This window comes from Bradyrhizobium sp. LB8.2 (genome assembly GCF_040548035.1).
In the GTDB taxonomy this organism is placed as follows: domain Bacteria; phylum Pseudomonadota; class Alphaproteobacteria; order Rhizobiales; family Xanthobacteraceae; genus Bradyrhizobium.
On the sequence record NZ_JBEPQV010000024.1, the window covers coordinates 105,934 to 128,291 of the forward strand.

The 22,358-nt window shown below is 64.4% G+C and carries 22 protein-coding genes; 14 read left to right on the forward strand and 8 right to left on the reverse strand.

Annotated elements, in window-relative coordinates:
- Nucleotides 1-70 precede the first annotated feature (70 nt).
- The 3 genes from ABIB06_RS26295 (at nucleotide 71) to ABIB06_RS26305 (ending at nucleotide 2,593) form a co-directional block, all read left to right on the forward strand.
- Entirely contained in the window at nucleotides 71-931 is an 861-nt protein-coding gene (locus tag ABIB06_RS26295) for an alpha/beta fold hydrolase (RefSeq protein WP_247340699.1), read from the forward strand.
- A 120-nt stretch (nucleotides 932-1,051) separates the two neighbouring features.
- Nucleotides 1,052-1,801: a vWA domain-containing protein gene (locus ABIB06_RS26300; RefSeq protein ID WP_247444348.1), complete on the forward strand. Its 750-nt coding sequence runs from the start codon at nucleotides 1,052-1,054 to the stop codon at nucleotides 1,799-1,801.
- A gap of 66 nt (nucleotides 1,802-1,867) precedes the next feature.
- Nucleotides 1,868-2,593 carry a DnaJ domain-containing protein gene (locus ABIB06_RS26305; protein ID WP_247444347.1) on the forward strand — a complete coding sequence of 242 codons (726 nt, stop codon included), beginning with the start codon at nucleotides 1,868-1,870 and terminating at the stop codon, nucleotides 2,591-2,593.
- A gap of 301 nt (nucleotides 2,594-2,894) precedes the next feature.
- Here the strand turns inward: ABIB06_RS26305 and ABIB06_RS26310 are convergent, their stop codons facing one another.
- Complete coding sequence (locus ABIB06_RS26310; protein WP_354069348.1) at nucleotides 2,895-4,733, reverse strand: serine hydrolase; 1,839 nt, start codon at nucleotides 4,731-4,733, stop codon at nucleotides 2,895-2,897.
- Nucleotides 4,734-5,120: 387 nt separating this feature from the next.
- Here ABIB06_RS26310 and ABIB06_RS26315 point away from each other — a divergent pair, with 387 nt between their 5' ends.
- Nucleotides 5,121-5,459: a phasin family protein gene (locus ABIB06_RS26315; protein ID WP_247340694.1), complete on the forward strand. Its 339-nt coding sequence runs from the start codon at nucleotides 5,121-5,123 to the stop codon at nucleotides 5,457-5,459.
- A gap of 73 nt (nucleotides 5,460-5,532) precedes the next feature.
- On the opposite strand, the gene ABIB06_RS26320 is transcribed toward ABIB06_RS26315, so the two are convergent.
- On the reverse strand, nucleotides 5,533-6,885 hold the full coding sequence (locus tag ABIB06_RS26320) for a TadE/TadG family type IV pilus assembly protein (protein WP_247444345.1): 1,353 nt from the start codon (nucleotides 6,883-6,885) through the stop codon (nucleotides 5,533-5,535).
- Nucleotides 6,886-7,363: 478 nt separating this feature from the next.
- Between ABIB06_RS26320 and clpS the strand changes: the two genes are divergently transcribed.
- Nucleotides 7,364-7,696, forward strand: a complete 333-nt coding sequence (clpS, locus tag ABIB06_RS26325; RefSeq protein WP_247340690.1) for an ATP-dependent Clp protease adapter ClpS — start codon at nucleotides 7,364-7,366, stop codon at nucleotides 7,694-7,696.
- A gap of 286 nt (nucleotides 7,697-7,982) precedes the next feature.
- The gene (clpA, locus tag ABIB06_RS26330) at nucleotides 7,983-10,379 is read left to right on the forward strand and encodes an ATP-dependent Clp protease ATP-binding subunit ClpA (RefSeq protein ID WP_247444344.1); all 2,397 of its coding nucleotides are present in this window, start codon (nucleotides 7,983-7,985) and stop codon (nucleotides 10,377-10,379) included.
- A gap of 255 nt (nucleotides 10,380-10,634) precedes the next feature.
- Here the strand turns inward: clpA and ABIB06_RS26335 are convergent, their stop codons facing one another.
- From ABIB06_RS26335 to ABIB06_RS26350, 4 genes are all read right to left on the reverse strand, one after another.
- Nucleotides 10,635-12,056 carry an MFS transporter gene (locus ABIB06_RS26335; protein WP_354053062.1) on the reverse strand — a complete coding sequence of 474 codons (1,422 nt, stop codon included), beginning with the start codon at nucleotides 12,054-12,056 and terminating at the stop codon, nucleotides 10,635-10,637.
- 175 nt (nucleotides 12,057-12,231) lie between these two features.
- Nucleotides 12,232-13,257, reverse strand: coding sequence for an aldo/keto reductase (locus tag ABIB06_RS26340; RefSeq protein ID WP_354053061.1), 1,026 nt, complete (start codon nucleotides 13,255-13,257; stop codon nucleotides 12,232-12,234).
- Between the two features lie 203 nt (nucleotides 13,258-13,460).
- A complete protein-coding gene (locus ABIB06_RS26345) occupies nucleotides 13,461-13,613 on the reverse strand; it encodes a hypothetical protein (RefSeq protein WP_354069351.1) in 153 nt (50 codons plus the stop codon).
- A gap of 99 nt (nucleotides 13,614-13,712) precedes the next feature.
- Entirely contained in the window at nucleotides 13,713-14,669 is a 957-nt protein-coding gene (locus ABIB06_RS26350) for an AraC-like ligand-binding domain-containing protein (protein ID WP_354053059.1), read from the reverse strand.
- Nucleotides 14,670-14,855: 186 nt separating this feature from the next.
- Between ABIB06_RS26350 and ABIB06_RS26355 the strand changes: the two genes are divergently transcribed.
- Nucleotides 14,856-15,872 (forward strand): carbon-nitrogen hydrolase family protein, encoded by a 1,017-nt coding sequence (locus ABIB06_RS26355; protein ID WP_354053058.1) that lies wholly within the window; start codon nucleotides 14,856-14,858, stop codon nucleotides 15,870-15,872.
- Between the two features lie 28 nt (nucleotides 15,873-15,900).
- On the forward strand, nucleotides 15,901-16,941 hold the full coding sequence (locus ABIB06_RS26360; RefSeq protein WP_354053057.1) for a phenylacetaldoxime dehydratase family protein: 1,041 nt from the start codon (nucleotides 15,901-15,903) through the stop codon (nucleotides 16,939-16,941).
- Nucleotides 16,942-16,944: 3 nt separating this feature from the next.
- Here the strand turns inward: ABIB06_RS26360 and ABIB06_RS26365 are convergent, their stop codons facing one another.
- Nucleotides 16,945-17,583: an HAD family hydrolase gene (locus ABIB06_RS26365; RefSeq protein WP_247444337.1), complete on the reverse strand. Its 639-nt coding sequence runs from the start codon at nucleotides 17,581-17,583 to the stop codon at nucleotides 16,945-16,947.
- 232 nt (nucleotides 17,584-17,815) lie between these two features.
- Here ABIB06_RS26365 and ABIB06_RS26370 point away from each other — a divergent pair, with 232 nt between their 5' ends.
- A complete protein-coding gene (locus ABIB06_RS26370) occupies nucleotides 17,816-18,097 on the forward strand; it encodes a type VI secretion system-associated protein TagO (RefSeq protein WP_247444336.1) in 282 nt (93 codons plus the stop codon).
- 76 nt (nucleotides 18,098-18,173) lie between these two features.
- A complete protein-coding gene (locus ABIB06_RS26375) occupies nucleotides 18,174-18,374 on the forward strand; it encodes a hypothetical protein (protein WP_345946877.1) in 201 nt (66 codons plus the stop codon).
- Nucleotides 18,375-18,429: 55 nt separating this feature from the next.
- On the opposite strand, the gene ABIB06_RS26380 is transcribed toward ABIB06_RS26375, so the two are convergent.
- A complete protein-coding gene (locus ABIB06_RS26380) occupies nucleotides 18,430-19,446 on the reverse strand; it encodes a TRAP transporter substrate-binding protein (protein ID WP_354053406.1) in 1,017 nt (338 codons plus the stop codon).
- Nucleotides 19,447-19,467: 21 nt separating this feature from the next.
- Between ABIB06_RS26380 and ABIB06_RS26385 the strand changes: the two genes are divergently transcribed.
- The 4 genes from ABIB06_RS26385 (at nucleotide 19,468) to tsaA (ending at nucleotide 22,225) form a co-directional block, all read left to right on the forward strand.
- Nucleotides 19,468-20,508: a transglycosylase SLT domain-containing protein gene (locus ABIB06_RS26385; RefSeq protein ID WP_354069353.1), complete on the forward strand. Its 1,041-nt coding sequence runs from the start codon at nucleotides 19,468-19,470 to the stop codon at nucleotides 20,506-20,508.
- 106 nt (nucleotides 20,509-20,614) lie between these two features.
- A complete protein-coding gene (locus tag ABIB06_RS26390) occupies nucleotides 20,615-21,355 on the forward strand; it encodes an AzlC family ABC transporter permease (protein ID WP_247444333.1) in 741 nt (246 codons plus the stop codon).
- A complete protein-coding gene (locus tag ABIB06_RS26395) occupies nucleotides 21,352-21,702 on the forward strand; it encodes an AzlD domain-containing protein (protein WP_247340677.1) in 351 nt (116 codons plus the stop codon). Before ABIB06_RS26390 ends, ABIB06_RS26395 begins: the two co-directional genes overlap by 4 nt.
- 31 nt (nucleotides 21,703-21,733) lie before the next feature.
- A complete protein-coding gene (gene tsaA / locus ABIB06_RS26400) occupies nucleotides 21,734-22,225 on the forward strand; it encodes a tRNA (N6-threonylcarbamoyladenosine(37)-N6)-methyltransferase TrmO (RefSeq protein WP_354053404.1) in 492 nt (163 codons plus the stop codon).
- Nucleotides 22,226-22,358 lie beyond the last annotated feature (133 nt).

Consider the following 22,358-nt stretch of genomic DNA (forward strand, 5'->3'; position numbering starts at 1 on the left):
CGAAGAGCTCCGGAAGAACACGATTTTCAACAGGGATTCAGGCCGCACGAGCCTGAGGCTGAGGACGAAAATGAAGCGTGGAATTGCCGTTCTGGTTTCGGTCAGTGCCCTCTGCGGCGTCGCCTATTTCACGGCGAGCAAGTGGGCGATCAAACACGAGACCATCACCTTCTACGACGCCTCGCGCGACAACCGCGCCGTGCCTGTCGATATCGCGATCCGTCGCGACAAGGAAATGCAGGCCAATGCCGGCATGATCACGATGCCGGTCGCCGTGATCAACCACGGCAATACCGTCAAGAACACGGAGTACGGCTTCCTCGCCAACATCTTCGCTGCGCGCGGCTACCTCGTCGTCAGCCCGCAGCATGATCTGCCGACCGATCCTCCGATGGTGACCAAGCCCGGCGAGCTCTATGTCGGCCGGCTGCCGCAGATCCTGCGCGGCGTCGCCAACATCCATCTTGCCATGCAAGAGATGAAGAAGGTTCAGCCCAACGCCGACTACGGCAGGGTGACGATGGTCGGCCACTCCATGGGCGGCGACATCACGATGTATTTCGCCAAGCAGTATCCGGACGAGGTCAAGAAGGTCGTCACGCTCGACAATCTGCGCGTGCCCTTCGTCACCGCCGGCAAGTTCAAGATTTTGTCGTTCCGTTCGCAGGACCCGCAGTTCAAGACCGATGCGGGTGTGATCCCGACCGACGAGGAATGCGAGAAGGCCGGCATCCAGGTCGTGAAGACCGAATTCCAGCACAACGACATGCGCGACACCGGTCCGGACGCAGCCAAGAACTCGATCCAGGGCATGCTCGACAAGTTCCTGAGCGCGACTGACAGCGAGGTCGCGCCGGTCGACACGCAATCGTCCCCGCCCAAGATTCTCGAGCCCGGTCCGGTCGCGTTGATGGCGCCTGCCAAGAGCTAACGTCTTCCTCATCGTCAGTATCGATTTTCAAAGCCCCCGCCGGCTCCTGCCTGCGGGGGCTTTGCACATTGACCGGGCTGCGCGCGCTAACCACATTAGCCGCTCACGCAGGGTCAATGGATGTCGGGCGAACCCATCAAACCGCGCGGCCGCGATGCCGTCTCGGCGAAACCAGGCGGCGCGGTGCCGCAGGCGGGGGCGTCGACCTCGGAGGACATCGCCGCCTTCGTCGCAAACGCGAGAGCGCTGTCGCCACATGCTCCCGGTGCGAAAGGCCGGCTGATCTTCGCGCTGGATGCGACGATGAGCCGGCAGCCGACCTGGGACATGGCCTGCGCGCTTCAGGCTGACATGTTCCGTGAGACCTCCGCGCTCGGCAGTCTCGACATCCGGCTCGTCTACTATCGCGGATTCAACGAGTGCCGCGCCACGGGATGGATTTCCGACAGCGCCAGGCTTGCGGCGCTGATGAGCAAGATCGATTGCCGCGGCGGCGACACCCAGATCGGCAAGGTGCTGAGCGAGGCGCGGCGCGAGGCGGTCGCATCCGGCGTGCGCGCCGTTGTCTTCGTCGGCGACGCCATGGAAGAGAACGTCGACGAGCTCTGTGCCAAGGCCGGTGAGCTCGGCATGCTCAAGGTGCCTGTGTTCGTATTTCAGGAGGGCCATGACGCCGTCGCCGAGCAGGCTTTTCGCGAAATCGCGCGCCTGACCGGCGGCGCCTGGTGCCGGTTCGATCCGGGCGCGGCGGCGCAGTTGCGCGAGCTGTTGCGCGCAGCTGCCGCCTACGCCGCCGGCGGACGCGAGGCGCTGTTGCAATTGGCGAAGACCGCCAGCGGCGCGGCCAGGCTGATCGGCCAGATGAAGTAGCGCTGGCGCGGTCCGCGGGGGACAAGACACCATGCATTTTGACGATAGGCCGGGTATATTCCGGCCATGACCCTGATTGCCGGCGCTATCGCTGTTATCACCCTTTATCTGCTGCTCCAGATGTTTCGTTCCGCCAATCCGGCCGTGCTGGCACGCACGATCAGGTTCGGTGGCGGCGTGGTGGCGCTGGCTGTCGCAGCGTTCACGGGCTTGCGGGGCGAACTGGTGGTGGCGATCCCGCTCGGGATCTTCGGCGCCGGGCTCCTGGGCTGGACACCACTGGCAAACGCCGGCTTGGGCAACGTCGGCGGACTGTTCGGCGGAGGCGCGACGCGCCCGGCCGGTCAGGCCTCGCGCGTGCGCTCGCAATTCCTGGATATGCGGCTCGATCACGAGTCTGGCCAGCTCGGAGGCCGGATCGTCGCCGGGCCTCATGCCGGGCGCGATCTCGACGAGTTCGATCTGGCTGGCCTGCTGGCAATGGTCCCGGCGTTCGACGCCGAGAGCGTGGCCTTACTTGAAAGCTATCTGGACCGCCGGTTTCCCGCCTGGCGTCAGAACGCGCAGGGCAACGCGGCAGGGGGGCAGCGCCGCACGGTGGCGAGCGGCAAAATGACGGCGGAGGAGGCCTATCAGATCCTTGGCTTGCAGCCGGGGGCGGGGCGTGACGATATCAGCCGCGCCCACAAGTCCCTGATGAAGAAATTGCATCCCGACCAGGGGGGCTCGACGTATCTCGCTGCCCGTGTAAACGAGGCCAAGGATACTCTGCTTCGTACGCATAACGGCTAACTCCGGCACCACGCTACAAACGCCCGTCCCGTGTGAGCCCCACTTGCTCTGTTTGCCGTCGCCCCGATGCCCGCCATTGTCGGCGTGGTCGATCCCTTGCGCAAAATTTTAACCGTAAATCCTTGACGAGAGGTTGTCGTGGAACAGCCCCGGTATCAAACAGCCTGGCATCACGGCCTTTGGCATCGCAGCCTTGCTATCGAAAGGTCTTGGCATCGAAAGGTCTTGGCATCACCGCATCCCGAAAATGAAAATGCCCGCGCAAGGCGCGGGCATTTTTTGATTGGCGCGGTGCGAAAGATCAGTTGCGGACGGTGATGCAGGAGATATCGGCGCGCTTCAGGGTGCGGCAGACGGCTTCGGCCTGGTCGCGCTCGAGCCCGGCGAAGCGGGCGCGGTAGAGCTTTCGATTGTCCTTCGCGACGACCTCGGTGAACGGGTCGGCCTTGCTGAGCAGGCCGCGGGCCGAGCTGCGCGCCGCGTCGATGCGCTGCTGGGCTTCGTTCTCGCTCTCGAGCGCGCCGACCTGGACGATCCAGCCGCTATGGGTGACGGCCGGCCTGGTGGTGGCGCTCATCTGGACCGGCTGCAGCGTCGGCTCGGCTGAAGCGAGCCTCGCGACGGCCGGAGCGGGCGCGGCGGCGGTTGCGGCCGGCAATACGCCGAGGATGCCATTGCCGGTGCCGAAGCCCGCCGGCTGCCGCGGCAGCTCGGTACGGGCGAGCTCGGCCCTCGGAGCTTCCGGTTGGCTGACGACCTCACGCTTGTTGATGAGGTCTGCCCGGGCGACGACGGCGCTGGAGGTTTCGGCGACGTCGGAGCGGGCCGCGATCGTGCTCGTGACCTGCGGTGCGACCTGAGCCGGGGCGGCGGAGGCGACCTTCACGGTGCCGGCCTTGACCTGGACGGTCTTGACCCGGACCGGCTTCATCGGCTCGGACGAACCGGGGATGAGGGAGAGCGGCTGGCTCGAGATCACACCGTTGGTGAGCGGCGCGGGCTCGATCTTGGATTCAGTCGGCCGAACTTCAGGCTTGCTGGATTCAGATCTGGGCTGAGCCGGAGGCATCGCGGCGGTCGCAGCAGCAAGCGCCGACAGGCGCGAGGCGAGACGCTGCGGGGCTGTTTCGGGGCCAGGAGCGGCGGCGGCCTGAACCTGCGGAGCGGAGGGGGCCGGGGTATCCGACGTATCGGCGACCTCGACAGCGGCGCCAGAGCCATTGCGCTCGGTGACCGCGGCGACGGTGTGGGTGGTCGCGCCCTTATCGAGGTTCTCTGCGAGCAGGTTGCGCATGATGGCATCGCGCGAGCCGCCGCTGCGGCCGCCCAGCACCACGCCGATCAGGTGGCGGTTGCCGCGGCGCATCGAGGTCACGAGATTGAAGCCGGAGGCGCGGGTGTAGCCGGTCTTGATGCCGTCCACGCCCTCGACACTACCGAGCAGATGATTGTGGTTCCGGATCGACTGTCCGTGCCAGTTGAACGTCGAGGTCGCAAAATAGCGATAGTAGCGCGGGAAGCGCTCCTGGATGGCGCGGCCGAGCGTGGCCTGGTCGCGCGCGGTCGTGACCTGCTCGTCGTTGGGAAGACCGTTGGCGTTGCGATAGACCGTCCTGGACATGCCGAGCGAGCGCGCCTTGCGCGTCATCATCTGGGCGAAGTCGTCCTCGTCGCCGCCGATCGCTTCCGCGATCACCACGGCTGCGTCGTTGGCCGAGCGGGTAACGAGACCCTTGATAGCGTCCTCGACACGAATGGTCTGGCCGGCACGCAGGTTCAGCTTGGTCGGATCCTGATCGGCGGCGTGCTGCGACACTGGCATCTCGGTGTCGAGCTTCATCTTGCCGGACTCGAGACGCTCGAACAGCAGATAGAGCGTCATGATCTTGGTCAGCGAGGCCGGATGGCGGATCCCGTCGGGGCTCGTTGCCTGGAGCACGGAGCCGGAATTGCCGTCGACGATGATCGACGCGAATTTCGGGCTGGAACTCTCGGACACATCGCGCTGCACGCGATGCTGCGCGTAATGGCGCCGCGCCTCGGCAGCATCGGTGGTGAAGATGACTGCGGTGGTGACCGTAAGAAGCCCGAAAACGCCAATCCGCGCCAAGCGCGAGGAAGACAAGTTTTTACGAAGCATGAAACCCCGTCCCCGTTTCTGACTTGATCACCGGCTCGTGAGGCGAAATTGTGCCCATGAGATCCGGGATCATTACCTGCTCAGGCTGCCCCTCCACAGGTGTTCGCCGCGGGGGAGGTTGGCCCTGAGCCGCTATTCTGGCTAAGGTGATGTTCTTCAACGGCTTTCGGCCGCTTGCGGAAGTTGAAGACGTCCAGGGAATCAAAGTACGGGGCCGCGGTTTCCAAAAGCTTAAGGAACCATTGCGGGAACCCCCGGGAATCTCCGCGAATTTGCATGCATTTTTGTGCGCCGCACAAGATTCTTGACTTTTTTGTGCGTTGCACTAATTGTGAGCAGAGTCAGGGAGCCGGGGCTTCCGACGAGAGCTAGGGAAAAGGATTCCGAATGTTCAAGGTTGAAGACTTTCAGGGCTACGGGAAAGAGCACTTCGAGCAGTACGTCGCCTCCGCGACCTCGATGCAGCACGGCCTTCAGGCGATCGCCAGCGCCTATGGCGACTACACCAAGAAGTCGTTCGAAGACACCAAGTCCTTCGTCGAGAAGCTTTCCGGTGTGAAGTCGCTGGACAAGGCCGTCGAAGCGCAGACCGATTTCGCCCGTTCCGCCTACGAGACCTTCGTCGCGGAATCGCAGAAGATCGCCGGCCTCTACAGCGATCTCGCCAAGCAGGCGTTCAAGCCGGTCGAGACCATCGTGTCGAAGTTCACGCCGGCCGCCAACTAACGTTTCCTGGGCGACCTGGAATCAAAAGCCCGGCTGAAGCAGCCGGGCTTTTTTGTGTCGCGGCGGGTCGGTCTTAGCGCGCCACGCGCAGCTTCGACAGCGACGTACCGATGTCCTTGAACACCGAGACGGTCTGATCTGCCTTCGTTACCAGATAGAACTTGTCGGTGCCGCTCGCGCAATATTGCAGCACGCTGGAGGTCGGGTCGCTGCCGGTGTTCACCTGCACCGTATAGATCGTGATGTTGCTGGGCTGAGCCTTGGCATTGTCGCACAGCTTCTTCTGCCGCGTGTCGATCTGCGAAGCGCTGCTGTACCAGCGGTTCTGCGTGTTCAGACCGTCGGAAAGGATCACGATCGCGTCCTTGTAGGTGTAGTTGGTGTCCTTGGCCGGCGCGTTCATGGGATCGCCGGTCGACAGCGTCATCCAGCCCCAGGCAAGGCCAATGCCCTGGTTGGTGTTACCGGTGGGCTTCATGTCGTCGATCCGGCCCTTGAGCGAGCTCCAGTCGTAGCTCAGCGGCATGATCGGCTGCAGATAGGACGAACTGCCTGTGTTGCAGTAGGAGTATTGTTCGGCCGGGAACAGCGTCCCCACATTGCCGCTCGTGGGCGTCGTGTTCTTGATGTCGTAATCCTGGTCGCGGTCGACCACGCACCCTGTCCAGGCATTATGGTTGGCCGGTGTCCACTTCCAATTGTTGCAGTTGTTGTTGCTGCCTGACGTGCAGCTCCAGCTGCCGTTCGCCGCGTCCCAATCGCTGAAATCAATCCAGTACTTGCTGGAATTGCTGTTGCCGACGTTGACGTCCTTGGCAAACGGAACGACCGAGATGTAGACGTCGCCGCTGGTCTTGGCGAGCGCGCTGAGCTGATCGACCAGGCTCTTCGCGGCGGTCTGCATCGCCGCCATCTTGCCGTCCTGCGCCATCGAACCGGTGTTGTCGAGCACCAAGGCCACACGCATGCGCACCAGGCCCCAGGCGCTGGTAGAATTGGCGCCGACGTCGAGCGTCGGGAAGCCGGCGACCTTCATGAAGGTGGTCGTGTAACTGCCGGTGCCGGTGACCTGGATCGTGGAGCCCATGCTGGTGCTCGCGGTGTAAGTGGCCGCGACGGTGACTGACGGCAGGGTGTTGGTGGCGGTGAACAGGGCCTTGAAATAGTCCTGCGCCTTGGTGCTGATTTGCGACGTCGTGATGGTGCCGGACGACAGATCCTTGGAGACCATCAGCGCAGTGGAATCGAGGGCCGACTGCATCGCGGAACGGGCCTGGACCGCGCGGCTGTAATCGACCGCAGCTCCGACGAAGGTCAAAACCGGGAGCAGCGCGATGGCGAAGATCACGGCGATATTGCCTTGTTCGGCCGCTCCGAACCGGGCGAGCTGTCGACCGATACGGCTGACGTGGGGCAGGCGAGACATGGCGATCCCCGAAAATCTTTGACTTTGCCGGTTTTCGCGCCACGCCATTGAACGCCCGGTAAATTCAACCGTAGAAAACCGAAGTATCCCGCGCGAAACCGTCGCAGCGGCGTCAACGGCCGGGTTCCTGGTCAACATCTTCTAAACGGGCGGGCGGAAGTTTTTGTCAAATCGGTCCGGATTGATTAACCTTGCCGAGGATCGCTCCGACCGAGAATCGGGGCCGCCGCGGCCGCATCGGCCGATCCGTCGCATGCTTGCGGCGAGCCGGGGGCAGGCCCATATTCGCTGAAGCCGATCTGGTTTGGACCGGATCGGTTGAAAGCGGCGATCCAACAAGGCGGCGCGCCTGCGCGAAGCTCCGAAGACGGGGCTGCGCGGTGAACCGTCATACGCTTCCGTGGGGAATTTGAACGCCTGAGCCATGCCGCAATTGTCTTCCAGACCAGAATTGTCCGCCGCCGCCCACGCTCCCCGGATGAGCAACGACGAGAACCGTCCCGGCGGTCCCTCCGCGCCAAACACGTCCGTCATCACCAAGGTCAAACCCAAGACCAAGCGGCCGAACCTGTACCGCGTGCTGATCCTGAACGACGATTACACGCCGATGGAATTCGTCGTTCACGTGCTGGAGAAATTCTTCCAGAAGGATGCCGAGGCCGCGACCAAGATCATGCTGCACGTCCATCATCATGGGATCGGGGAGTGCGGCGTGTTCACTTACGAGATCGCCGAGACCAAGGTGACGCAGGTGATGGATTTCGCCCGCAAGCACCAGCATCCGCTGCAATGCGTGATGGAAAAGAAGTAAGACACCTACGGCGCGTTCGAGGCCGGCTCTTGTGCATGTCGCAGTGTGATCGTCGCGTGAGGTCTGCGCGCGATGTTCGTTGCGGGCAAAACTACGGAATTCTGCACCGGCGCCGATCGCGCCCGAACCGGAACGGGTTTTGCATCAAAAAGTACCGCAGCTGTGCAGCCGCCTGAGTCGCGGAACCGGCCTTTCGCCGCGATCTTATATACCTATATGTGACAAAGGTTGTTGTTGCCTGACCGGTCGATGACGATCATGATGGTGGGGGCCATAGAGGACGCGAATGCCGACTTTTTCCCAAAGCCTTGAACAATCCCTGCATCGTGCACTGGCGATCGCAAACGAGCGTCATCACCAATACGCGACGCTCGAGCATCTTTTGCTCTCCCTGATCGACGACTCCGATGCAGCCGCCGTCATGCGCGCCTGTAGCGTCGACCTCGACAAGCTCCGCACGAGCCTCGTCAATTATCTTGAGACCGAATTCGAGAATCTGGTGACGGACGGCGCCGACGACGCCAAGCCGACTGCCGGCTTCCAGCGCGTGATCCAGCGCGCGGTGATCCACGTGCAGTCGTCCGGCCGCGAAGAGGTGACCGGCGCCAACGTGCTGATCGCGATCTTCGCCGAGCGCGAGAGTCATGCCGCGTATTTCCTGCAGGAGCAGGACATGACGCGCTACGACGCCGTCAACTACATCAGCCACGGCATCGCCAAGCGGCCGGGCGTCTCCGAGGCGCGCCCCGTGCGCGGTGTCGACGAGGAGACCGAGACCAAGGGCAGCGACGACGCCAAGAAGAAGGGCGAGGCGCTCGAGACCTATTGCGTCAACCTCAACAAGAAGGCGCGCGACGGCAAGATCGATCCGGTGATCGGACGCAATTCCGAGATCAACCGCGCGATCCAGGTGCTGTGCCGCCGGCAGAAGAACAATCCGCTGTTCGTGGGCGAGGCCGGTGTCGGCAAGACCGCGATCGCGGAAGGCCTTGCCAAGCGCATCGTCGACAGCGAGGTGCCGGAAGTTCTGGCCGCTGCGACCGTGTTCTCGCTCGACATGGGCACGCTGCTTGCCGGCACGCGTTATCGCGGCGACTTCGAAGAGCGCCTGAAGCAGGTGCTGAAGGAGCTCGAGGCGCATCCCAACGCCATCCTGTTCATCGACGAGATCCACACCGTGATTGGTGCGGGCGCGACGTCGGGCGGAGCGATGGACGCCTCGAACCTGCTCAAGCCGGCGCTTGCCTCGGGCACCATCCGCTGCATGGGCTCGACCACCTACAAGGAATATCGCCAGCACTTCGAGAAGGACCGTGCCCTGGTGCGGCGCTTCCAGAAGATCGACATCAACGAGCCGACGGTCGAGGACGCGATCGCGATCCTCAAGGGGCTAAAGCCTTACTTCGAGGACTACCACCGGCTGAAATACACCAATGAGGCGATCGAGGCCGCGGTGCAGCTCTCCTCGCGCTACATCCACGACCGCAAGCTGCCGGACAAGGCGATCGACGTGATCGACGAATCCGGTGCGGCGCAGATGCTGGTCGCCGAGAACAAGCGCAAGAAGACCATCGGCATCAAGGAGATCGAGACCACGATCGCCTCGATGGCGCGGATCCCGCCGAAGAGCGTGTCAAAGGACGACGCCGAGGTGCTCAAGCACCTCGAGCAGACCCTGAAGCGCACCGTGTTCGGTCAGGACAAGGCGATCGAGTCGCTCGCCGCTTCGATCAAGCTGGCGCGTGCCGGCCTGCGCGAGCCGGAGAAGCCGATCGGCTGCTATTTGTTCTCGGGCCCCACCGGCGTCGGCAAGACCGAGGTCGCAAAGCAACTCGCGGCGTCACTCGGCGTCGAGCTGCTGCGCTTCGACATGTCCGAATACATGGAGCGACACACCGTGTCGCGCCTGATCGGCGCGCCTCCCGGCTATGTCGGGTTCGACCAGGGTGGCCTGCTTACCGACGGCGTCGACCAGCATCCGCATTGCGTGGTGCTGCTCGACGAAATCGAGAAGGCGCATCCTGATCTCTACAATGTGCTGCTCCAGATCATGGACCACGGCCGGCTCACGGACCACAACGGCAAGCAGGTCAACTTCCGCAACGTGATCCTGATCATGACCACGAATGCCGGCGCGTCCGATCTCGCCAAGCAGGCGTTCGGCTTCACGCGCTCGAAGCGTGAAGGCGACGACCACGAGGCGATCAACCGGCAGTTCGCGCCGGAATTCCGCAACCGTCTCGATGCCGTCGTCTCGTTCAGCCATCTCAGCGTCGAGGTGATCGGCACGGTGGTCGAGAAGTTCGTGCTTCAACTCGAAGCGCAACTCGGCGATCGCGACGTCACCATCGAGTTGTCCGAACCCGCCAAGACCTGGCTGGTGAAGCATGGTTACGACGAGCAGATGGGCGCACGTCCCATGGCTCGCGTGATCCAGGAGCACATCAAGAAGCCGCTGGCAGACGAGGTGCTGTTCGGCAAGCTGAAGGGCGGCGGCCACGTCCGCGTCGTCCTCGTCAAGGACGAGGCCGACGAGACCAAGGACAAGATCGGCTTCGAGTTCGTCGAGGGTCCGGTTACGCCGAAGCAGGAGAAGCTCCCGGGCGCCCGCAAACGCCCGCCGGGCAAGTCCAAGCCGGGCGGTTCGAAAGGGCCGACCAAGGGTCCGCTGGTCAAAGCCTGATCTGCGCGCAATGAATTGAAAAGGCCGGCTGAAGAGCCGGCCTTTTTATTTGGAGGGCCACACTTCCTTAGGTAGGGGGCGCCGATGCCCTCGTGAGAGACGAAGCTTACTTTTCTTCCGCTGGCGGCGCAGCCGCAGCGGTAGGAGCGGGCTCGGCCCTCGGTTTCGCCTTGGGTCTCTTCGAAGGCCCCGCGACCACCTTTTGCGCCTCTCCGGTGACTCCCGCTGCGACGTTTTGAGTCGGAGAGAGGCGCGCTAATCGCCGCGCAGACGCTGATCGTCCTGCACGCGGACATGCTCGGCACCGCGCGCGCCCGCGGGCGACAGCCGCAACATGCTCAGCATGGCTCCGCAGAGCGCGAAGCCGACGCCGGTGAGCAGTGCGATCCTGGTTCCTTCGATCGGATAGCGACCGAGGAACAGCGCGACCAGCGCCGCGCCAGTGGTCTGGCCGAGCAGCCGCGCGGTGCCCAGCATGCCGCTCGCGCCGCCGGCGCGCTCGCGCGGAGCGGCGGCGATCATGGTGCGGTTGTTGGGGGTCTGGAACAGGCCGAAGCCGGCACCGGCGAGCGCCATCCGCCAGATCACGTCGAGCGGCGTCGGCGTCGCCGGCAGGAAGGCGAGCGTGCCGAGGCCGCACGCAAACAGCGTGAGCCCGATGCCGCCGAGTAGGCCGGCCGGATAATGCTCGACCAGGCGGCCGGCCAGCGGCGCCGCGAACGCCACAGCGATCGGCCATGGCGTGATCAGGAGGCCCATATGCACCGCCGAATAGCCGAAGCGGCTCTGGAGGTAGAACGGGATCGCAACGAAGGCCAGCATCTGCCCGCAGAACGAGGCGATCGAGGTCGCAATTGACAGCGCGAACACCGGGATGCGCAACAGGTCGACCGGCAGCAGCGGCGAAGCCACGTGGGTTTCGCGGTAGATCAGCAGCGCGCCGGCGACGATGGCGATGGCAAACTGCACGAGGCAGGTGATGGCGGCCTCGCCATGACCGACGCTGTCGACGGCCGCGATGCCGACGCCGAAGGTGATCGCGGAAAGACCTGCGCTTTGCCAGTCGAAGGAGTGGCTCGCAGCCTTGGTGTGAGGCAGGCTACGCAGGCCGAGGACGAGCGTCGCCACGCCGAGCGGGACGTTGATGGCGAACAGCCAGGGCCAGCTCCCGAATGCGAGGATGCCGGCGGCGATCGTCGGGCCGACCGCGGCCGAGAAGGCGACGACGAGGGCGTTGAGCCCGATGCCGCGGCCGAGTTGGCTGCGCGGGTAGGTGAAGCGCACCAGCGCCGCGTTGACGCTCATGATGCCGGCCGCGCCGAACCCCTGCACGATGCGTGCAATCGTGAGGAGCGGCAGCGTGTGCGCCAGCGCGCAGAAGGCCGACGCGAGCGTGAACAGCACCAGCCCCACCAGATAGACGCGGCGATAACCGACGATCTCGCCGAGCGAAGCCAATGGCAGCAGCGAGATCGTGATCGCGAGCTGGTAGCCGTTGACGATCCAGATCGAGAAGGCCGGGCTCGCGTCGAGGTCGGCCGCGATCGTCGGCAGCGCGACGTTGGCGATGGCGCTGTCGACGACCGCCATGATGATGCCGAGCGCAATCGTCAGCACCGCCTGGTTGCGCTGCGGCTGCGGCAGGCCGTCGGCATGCTCGATTGGGGCAGGCGACATGGTGGAGGCGCGCTTGATTCGAGCCGTGATACATCTCCGAATAGGAAATTGCGAGATGCATCGCAACCCGGCTGAAGACGGACGGTTCCTGCACCGGGAGCGGGTCTCCCGGCGGCGAGACCTGGGCAGGACGGCTTTCGCAGCCTGCCAGCCGATTTCGCGTGTCCGAAGGTGTCTACACCGGCGGCGGATTGCGGTCGGTGAAGGTCGTGCGCTGGTGCCAGTACGGATAGGGCAGGGTCACCTTGCTCGCGGCATCGAGCTTTGCGATCTGATCCGTGGTCAAGGACCATCCGACCGCGCCGAGATTTTCGCGAAGCTGCGTCTCGTTGCGCGCGCCGATGATCAGCGTCGAGACTGTCGGACGCTGCAGCAGCCAGTTCAACGCGATCTGCGAGACGCTCTTGCCCGTTTCCTTCGCGACCTCGTCGATGGCCTCGACGACACGATAGACGTGCTCGTCCGGCACCGGCGGGCCGAACTCGGCCGTCTTGGGCAGGCGGCTTACGTCAGGCTTTGGCTGGCCGCGGCGGATCTTTCCGGTGAGGCGTCCCCATCCGAGCGGCGACCAGACCACGGCGCCGAGCCCCTGGTCGAGGCCGAGCGGCATCAGCTCCCATTCGTAGTCGCGCCCGATCAGTGAATAGTAGGTCTGGTTGGCGACATAGCGCGGAAAGCCGTGCTTGTCGGCGACGCCAAGCGACTTCATCAGGTGCCAGCCGGAGAAGTTCGAGACGCCGACGTAGCGGATCTTGCCGGCGCGCACGAGCCCATCGAGGGTCGCAAGCACCTCTTCAGGCAGGGTGAAGGCGTCGAAGCCGTGAAGCTGGAACAGGTCGATGTAATCGGTGCCGAGCCGGCTCAGCGAAGCATCGATGGCCGCGAGCAGATGTTGCCGTGACGATCCGATGTCGTTGGGGCCGTCGCCGAAGCGGAACGTTGCCTTGGTCGAGATCAAAACCTTGTCGCGGCGGCCTTTGATGGCCTCGCCGAGAACGCGCTCGGACTCGCCGAGCGAGTAGACGTTCGCGGTGTCGAACATCGACACTCCGGCATCGAGGCAGATATCCAGAAGGCGCCGCGCTTCGGCTGCGTCAGTCGTGCCCCACGCAGCGAGGCGGCCAACGCCGCCGAAGGTGCCGGTCCCAAGACTCAAGGCGGGCACCATGAGGCCTGAGCGGCCCAAGCGTCGGTATTCCATCGATATGCTCCTCGGCTGGCCGCTGGTTGAACGGTGCGGCCTTGGTGCCGAATGGTAGTGCAAGCAGGCGCCGTGTCCTATTCCACGCCCACATACCGGCCTTGCTTGGGAGCGGCCCTAGTCGTGCAGACGCATGTCGTCGAAGGCTGCGTCAGTCACGCGCGCGCCGGTCGTCGTCGCCGGAAGCCGAGCCTCGCTCCACGTTACAGGTGAGGGAAGGCAGCCGGCGTCACTCTCGCGCGCGCCTGCCGCGGCAAGAGCGTCAGGGTCCAGCCCACCACGACCAGCACCGCGAGCCGGATCGCGATGACGCCCAGCAAGACCTCCGATCCGCTTGTGTTGGCGTGAGTCCTCATGTGCGCTAGCCTGATCCCGGCGGCAGCACCTGACAATCTGGAATTCACGAGCATTGCCTTCGCCTGAAGCGAAGGCTCCGGCGAATGGCTACCCGGATGTCAATGCCGCAATTGGCTCTGTCTGAAGTCGCGCGGCGACATCCCGAAATGCTCGCGGAAGACGCGACCGAAATGGGAGAGGTCGTTGAAGCCCCAGGCAAAGGCGATCTCGCTGATGTGGCGGTGGGCGAGCACGGGCGAGGCGAGGTCGCGCCTGCATTGAGCGACGCGCTCACCGAGGAGGTAGCGCTGGAACGAGGTGTCCTCGTCGGCGAGGAGATCGTTGACGTAGCGGGAGGAGATGCCGAGCGCCGCTGCGGTCTCGGACAGCGAGAGGTCGGGATCGGCAAGGTAAGCCCGGATATGCGCTTTCAGCCGGTAGAGCAGGGCGGAGCGATGGGTCGAGGACGGCAGCGGCGTCTGGCCTAGCCGCTCACCCAGCGCCATCGCCAGGACGTCGACCGCCTGTTCCGACAGAGCAGCGGCGTGGAGCGGATCGATCTGATCCGCGCTCTGGCAAAGACGGTAGATGAAATCGTAGGCGATCCTTTGCAGCGGCGAGTCCGGTCCGAAAGTGCTGGCGGTAAGGGCTTCGGTCGCGCCGAGCCGGCGCTGCAGCATCTCGCGCGGCACCTTGAAGATGGTCTGCGTGAACGTGCCGTCGAATTTCAGCTCGTAGGGACGGGTGGTGTCGTAGAGCGCAAACTCTCCCGGATGCACCACGGCCTCGCGGCCGTCCTGCACCACGCCGCCGGCGCCGCGATTGCCGAGCGCGATCAGGATGAAATCTTGATCCGAGCGCGCGATGCGAGAGGGCGTGCGCAACACGTGCTGACGATCGGAACAGACCTCGGAGCATTCCGCCTTGCCCAGCGGCGCCCGGGTGACCGAGCCGCGAAAGGCGCTGCCAAGGTCGGACTTGCAGTCGAGCCCGACGAAGACGTCGCAGACGATATCCTGCCAGAGCGCAAGCCGGCGGTGGCCGGGGCTGTCGTCCGTGGTGAACTGGATTGGCATCTGCAGAGCCTCCCTTTCACATCCCGTAAAATCGCATGTTGCGCGGATCGCGCCTGACCGAGGCAAATCCCGTACCGCCGTTCCAGTCGAGTTTTCGTGCCGGGGCGGTCGAGCGGGCCTGGTCCGGCTCTGGCCCAATAGACTGCATCGGACGTAGCTTCCGATCAACCGGCAAGGGAGGCGGGAATGGGCATCCAACATCCGAAATACAAGGTCGCGGTGGTGCAGGCAGCGCCCGCCTGGCTCGACCTCGATGCCTCGATCGACAAATCGATCGCCCTGATCAGGGACGCCGCCGAGAAGGGCGCCAAGCTGATCGCCTTTCCGGAGGCCTTCATCCCCGGCTACCCCTGGCACATCTGGATGGATTCGCCGGCTTGGGCGATCGGTCGCGGCTTCGTGCAGCGCTATTTCGACAATTCGCTGTCCTACGACAGCCCGCAGTCCGAGCGGCTGCGCGACGCTGTACGCAAGGCCAAGCTCACCGCCGTGTTCGGCCTGTCAGAGCGTGACGGCGGCAGTCTTTACCTGGCGCAATGGCTGATCGGGCCGGATGGCGAGACCATCGCAAAGCGCCGCAAGCTGCGGCCGACCCATGCCGAGCGCACGGTCTATGGCGAGGGCGACGGCAGCGATCTCGCCGTGCATGCGCGGCCCGACATCGGCCGTATCGGCGCGCTGTGCTGCTGGGAGCATCTCCAGCCGCTGTCGAAGTATGCGATGTATGCCCAGAACGAGCAGGTGCATGTCGCGGCCTGGCCGAGTTTTTCGCTCTACGATCCTTTCGCGCCAGCGCTCGGCGCCGAGGTCAACAACGCCGCTTCGCGCGTCTACGCGGTGGAAGGATCCTGCTTCGTGCTCGCGCCTTGCGCGACGGTCTCGCAAGCCATGATCGACGAACTCTGCGATCGGCCGGACAAGCACGCGCTGCTGCATGCCGGCGGTGGCTTTGCTGCGATCTATGGCCCTGACGGGAGCCAGATCGGCGACAAGCTCGCGCCGGACCAGGAAGGGCTGTTGATCGCCGAAATCGATCTCGGCGCCATCGGTGTCGCCAAGAACGCCGCTGATCCCGCCGGGCACTATTCGCGGCCCGACGTGACGCGGCTCCTGCTCAACAAGAAGCGATACCAGCGCGTCGAGCAGTTTGCGCTGCCGGTCGACAGCGTCGAGCCCACCGACATTGCCGCGGCGGCGAGCTGATCGTCGGGATCGAGGGAGGGACACGATCATGGAATCCGCAATTCCTCTGCATCTCGAGACCCCGCGCACGCGCAACAAGCGTGTGCCGGACGATTACCAGCCGCCATATCCGTCCTTCGTGGCGCGCTACAAGCCCGCCGTGAGCCGCGTGTTGATGGCCTATTTCGGCGTTCAATATCGTGGCGCGGCGCCGGCGGTCGCGACGGACGCGCTCGCCGAAATCGCGGAGCGCTTTGCGGCGGAAGACGGTCCCTCGCATTGGGACCGCGCGCAATATGTCGATCAGGCCGGCTACGAGAACGTCGTCTCAGTGGCCTATTGGGACAACATCGCGCGCTTCGACGCCTGGTTCGGACCGGCGCGCGAGGCCTGGACCGGGAAGCGGCTCGAGAGCGTCGGCACCTTCATCGAGGTGCTGCGCCCCACGGTGGCGCGGCACGAGACGCTGTTCTCCTCGCTCGACCGGCCCGAGGGCGTTGCGGTGATTGCGCAGGGCATGAGCGGCGAGGTGCAGGAGCACGCCTATTGGGGCGGCATGCGCGACCGCATCCCGCTGTCGCAGACCGATCCGATGTCGCCGGGCGGCAATCCCGAGCTGATCCGCGACGGCGCGCGGCTGCGCGTGAAGGCGCACGACAATCTCTGCCTGATCCGGTCAGGACAGGATTGGAGCGATACCGAGACCTCGGAGCGAAAGCTCTATCTCGACGACGTCGAGCCGGTGTTGCGCGAGGGGATGGATTTCTTGCGCCATGACGGTCTTGGCATCGGCTGCTACGCCAACCGCTACATGCGCGTGCTTGCAGCCGACGGGAACGCGAGCGAAAAGTCCTACGGCCAAAGCTGGTGGAAGAGCCTGGCTGCGCTGGAACGGTGGGCGGAATCGCATCCGACCCACGTCAAGATCTTCGGCGCGGCGATGAAATATCTGTCGACGCTCGGGCCATCGGCAAAATTGCGGCTCTATCACGAGGTCACTGTGGCCGCGGCGGACGAGCAGTTCTTCGAATATCTGAACTGCCACGCCAAGACCGGCATGCTGGCGGCGGTGGAGACCGTCAGTGCCTAGAACTTAGGCCACGCAGTGAGTGAGCAGCTCGGGATGCGCAGCGCATATGTGATGCGCGCCGGCGTCCCGCAGCTCGGCCTCGCTGCCATAGCCATACAGCACGCCGATCGCCGTCATGCCATTGGTGAGAGCGCCGACCACGTCGTGGCTGCGGTCGCCGATCATGATCGCGCTGGCGGGATCGACCTTGGCTTCGTCGAGCGCGTAGCGCAGCAGGTCGCGCTTGTCGACGCGGGTGCCGTCGAGCTCGGAGCCGAACACGCGCTCGAAATACGGTTTTAGTCCAAAATGCTCGACGATGCGGATGGCGTAGACCGCGGGCTTGCTGGTCGCCACGAACATGCGCGGTGTCGTTGCGGCAAGCGTTGTCAGGGTGTCCATGATGCCGGCATAGGCCTCGTTCTCGAACAGGCCGACATCGCTGAAGCGCTCGCGATAGAGCAGCAGCGCCCGGTCGGCGAGTTCCGCGCTGCCGGTGAGCTTTTCCAGGCTGGCGTGCAGCGGCGGGCCGATGCACCAGGTCAGCTCGTCCTCGCTCGGCACCGCCACGTTCAGCCGCTCCAGGGCGTACTGGATGGAGCGTGTGATCCCGGGTTTTGGGTTGGTCAGCGTGCCGTCGAGATCGAAATAGATTGTAACCATGTTGCCGCGCCTGGGTTGATACCGCCATCTATTGCTTGACCTAAACGAGGCCGCGGACCAAGGCAACGCGCAACAATTGTCACGCCGACATCCGCCTTCTTGATATTGCGTATCCCTAAAAGCTCGCTATTCGCGGGAGGGACGCGTAGAGTCGCGCCATCACCGCCCTTCCATTGGCATCAACCGGTGACTGAGGGTCACCAGTGCTCCCGCCGACTGAGCAGGAGCGTGTATGGCTGGATTTCGTCTGGTCGACTGGATCCGCCGGAGAGCGCTTCTTGTCGCGTTGATGCTGGGCACACTGTCGCAAGGCGCTGTCGCGGCAGGACCGGACTGCCGCGCGATCGAAAGCACGAGCGAACGTCTCGCCTGCTACGATGCTGCATTTCCTCCGAAGGAGAAAAAGCCCGCTGCTGCGGAGAACGATGCGTCCCGTAGTGCCTACAAGGACCCGTTCGTTGCGGAAGAGGCCAAAACCGCAGCGAAGCTGAAGAACATCTGCCGCGGCTGTTGAGGGTTGCTTGTTCGCCGTGTTCTCGTCGACCGGCGATTCCGGACTAGGATCGAGACAATTTTTTGGGAGAGGCCGGATGAGCGAGCGACTTGAAACTCTGCAGAAGGCCCGTGATCGCATGATCGAGGACAGGGACGCGCATGCGAAAGTGCTGGCCGCTCCCTTTGTGCGCGAGACGGCCGAGCGAGCGCGCAACAAGTTTATCGAGATCCAGGCGCTGATCGATGCCCTCGACCGCGCCATCCGGGGCGAATTCCCGGTTCCGGTCAAAACCTAGGGCGATAAGCAGCGACACCAGCGGAGCGTTCATCGCAGATGCCGCTACAGCTTCCTCATTGCTGTCTCGCCCATTCAACGATTGCGGTCGCTTCCGCGCCTGCCTGGGTTTCCCAGGCGGCGATCGCGTCCTTTGCTGCCTTCCGCAGCTCCGTGACAAGGAACGCAGGCGCCGGCTCGGCGATATGGACGCCATTGTCCCGCATGCGCGTATAATTTTCGGATGTGCGATGGGCGAGCAGCGCAAACTGGCTTTGCTCCGTCTCGGCCGCAGCAGCCAGCACCTCGCGCTGCATCGGCTCGGACAGTTCGGCAAATGCGTCGCTGCGGACGAAGGCGATCGAGATCGGCATCGCGTAGTTGATGGCCGTGAAATGCGGCAGGAAGTCCCACAGTTTGCGCCCCGCGCCGCCGTCGCCGGAGGTGAGGAAGGCATTCAGCCGGTGCTCCCTCAGTCCGGCAAGTGCTGCGTCCATCGGCAGGAATTGCGCGTTCGCGCCGGCCGCGCGCATGACCTCGCTGGAATTGGCATCGTAGGCCCGCAAGTTCAGTTTCGGCAGATCGTCGGCACTGTCGAGCGACCGTTCCGACCAGAGGCCCGTGGCCGGCCAGATCGTCAGATAGAGCAGCTTGAGGCCGCGCGCAGCGAGCGCCTTCTCATAGAGCGGGCGCGCCCGCAAATTGCTGGCGCGGGCGATTTCGACCGATTGCACGAGAAAGGGCAGGGTGGACAATCCGAGCACAGGGTCGAGGCCCGAGAGCGCGCCCGCGAAGGCATCGCCGCCCGCGATCCGGCCGTCCAGCGCAGCGCGCGGCATCTCGCCTGAGTTGATCTTGAGCTCGTTGTCGAAAGCGTTGGTCACGGTCACGAAACCGTGGGTGCGCTCGGAGATGCGGCTGGCGAAGGTCGTCAGCCCGATCCCGGAGATGTTATTCTCAGGATATTCCGTGGTCATCCGCCATTTGACCTGCGCGGCGGCTGGCGCGACGCTCAGGATGAGTGCGGCGAGGGCAAGGATCGCGCGGATCCGTTTGGCGGGATATCGCATTGAGAAAAGCAGGTCAGGCAGCATATATTGGCAACTCGTCGAACCATGGCACGATGCCACAACATGGCAGATCATCTTGTTGCACGCCGCGCCGGCGCGCGCCATCACCATGCCTGCACGAGATGGGTGCAGATTGCGTTGTGCATCATCACCACACTGCTTGTCTCGGCGACACGGGTCGCAGCATGGGACAGCTCGCCTGCAAAGACTGACGTCGCCGTCCCCAGCGTCGAGGAACTCGCGACGCCGCCGGCTAAGTCCGGCGATGCGCGCGAGAGTGACACGCGGGAGTCGATCTGCCTGATTATCGAGGCCGCTGCGCGCGATGCCAATCTGCCGCTGGAGTTCTTTGCCCGCGTGATCTGGCAGGAGAGCCGCTTCCAGGCTGATGCGGTGGGGCCGATGACGCGCAGCGGCGAGCACGCGCAGGGGATCGCGCAATTCATGCCGGGCACCGCGAGCGAGCGAGGACTGCTCAATCCCTTCAATCCGGTGCAGGCGCTGCCGAAGTCGGCGGAATTTCTGAACGAGCTGCGCAATCAGTTCGGCAATCTCGGCTTGGCGGCCGCCGCCTACAATGCCGGCCCGCGCCGGGTCCAGGAATGGCTCGCCGGCACCGGTCCGATGCCGGACCAGACGCGCAACTACGTCTTCGCCATTACCGGCACGAGCGTCGATGCATGGGCCAAGGCCGGCAGCACCGGCAAGGGCCCGCCGAGCTCGCCGCCGACGAGCTGCCGCGATCTGATGGTGCTCCTGAAGCGCGCGCCAAATGCCTTCGTCGCCGAGCTCGAGCAGCATGTGGAGCTCGCGGCCGCAAAGATCTGGGGCGTGCAGCTCGCCGCCGGCTTCGACCGCAACCGGGCGCTGGCGATGTATTCCCGCGCGGTCACGCGGCTAAGCGACGTGATCGGCGAACGTGATCCGAGCCTGCTGAGCTCGGTGATGCGCAGCCGCGGCACGCGCGCGTTCTACCAGGTGCGCATCGGCGCCGATACGCGGAGCGAGGCGGATGAACTCTGCGGTCGCATCCGCAAGGCCGGCGGGGCGTGCTTCGTGCTGAAGAACCGCGGCGTGAGCGGGTAGGGGCATCTGTCCCAGCGTGCATGCCAGCCCCGCCGCGCGCTTTCTTGACGCGAGGCGCCGCATTGCCCGTTATGCAGGCACGATTCCTCATCCGTCCAAGACTCCCGTGGCGCTTCCTCCGCTCGATTCACCTCAATGGCAAAGTCCCTGGCGCGCCTTTGCGTGGGGACTGCGCTCGATCACGCAGACGATCCTCACCCTCGTCCTGTTCGCGACCTATCTCGGCATTGGTGCGCTCGCCCACGATAGCCATTTCAGCCTGCTATGGGCGCTTTGCTCGACGCTGTTCGTCTGGGCGGGACCGGCGCAGATCATCCTGATCACCACGCTCGGCTCTGGCGCGACCGTCATCCAGTCGGCGATCGCAGTCACGGTCAGCGCCGTCCGCCTGTTTCCGATGGTGGTCTCGGTGCTGCCGCTGATGCGCACGCCGACGACAAAACGGCGCGAGCTGTTTTTCGCGGCGCATCTCACCGCGGTGACACTGTGGGTCGAATGCCATCGCTTCCTGCCGCAGGTGCCGCGTGAGCGCCGGATCGCCTTTGTCAACGGACTTGGCTTCGGTCTCGTCTCGGTGTGTCTCACCGCCAACACGGTCGGCTATTTCCTCGCTGCAAATCTGACGCAGACGCTGGGCGCCGCGATCCTGCTGCTGACGCCGCTGTCCTTCCTGTTCTCGACCGCACGCAATAGCCGCGAGGTCGCCGACGGCGTCGCGCTGGCGCTCGGGGTTCTGCTCTATCCGCTGGCCGCGAAGATGAACTCCGGCCTCGACATCCTCGTCAGCGGCCTCGTGGCCGGCACGATTGCCTATGGCGTGCATTGGTGGCGCGAGGTGCGCGCATGAGCTTTGCACAGCTCATCGGCGACTGGCACGCGCTCGCCGTGCTGTTCGTCGCTGGCGTTGTTCCCAACCAGATATGGCGCATGCTCGGCCTGTGGTTCGGCGGCGGCATCGACGAGGGCTCCGAGCTTCTGGTCTGGGTACGGGCGGTCGCCACCGCGATCCTGGCCGGCGTCATCGCCCAGATCGTGGTCGAGCCGCCCGGGGCGCTTGCGAGCGTGCCGGATGCCTTGCGCTACGGTGCGGTCGGCGCCGGCCTCATCGTCTTCCTGCTGACCCGCCGCTCGATCTTCGCCGGCGTGGTCGCGGGCGAAGTCTTCATGCTGGCCGGTACGTGGTGGTTGGGCTAAAACCGCCGGCGAACAGCAGGGAATAGGAAATATGGTTCGCGAAAACGAGCTCCGCGAAGGCGAAGTCTCCATCGAGCTGCCGTCGACGCAGGATGCAGGCCTCGTCTTCATCGGCCGCATCCGCACGCCCTGGACCTCGCGGCTGGAGACCCCGCGGCAAGGCCGGCATGACGGCCCTATATGCCGGCTCGAGATCTTCGAACCGTTCGTGCCGGCGATCAAGGGCGTCGATTTTTACAGCAATCTCGAAGTGCTCTACTGGCTCGACCAGTCGCGCCGCGACATCGTCCTGCAAAGCCCGAAGAACAACGAGAAGACCCGGGGCGCCTTCTCGCTGCGCTCGCCGGTCCGGCCCAATCCGATCGGCACGTCGATCGTGAAGCTCGTCGGCATCGAGGGCAATGCGATTCTGGTGCGTGGACTCGATTGCATCGACAACACGCCGCTGATCGACATCAAGCCCGATCGTTGCGAGTTCACCCCGCTGGCCGCACCGCAGCCGGCGGATTTTCAGACGGAGTGAAGGCGCTTCGCTCCATCCGCGCATTGCGAGGAGCTCTTGCGACGAAGATTCCATGGGGAGTGGATAGCGACCAAGTCTGAGGCCAGACTGAGGTTGCAATACCACCCAACCTGGAGACGACGATGTTGCTCGA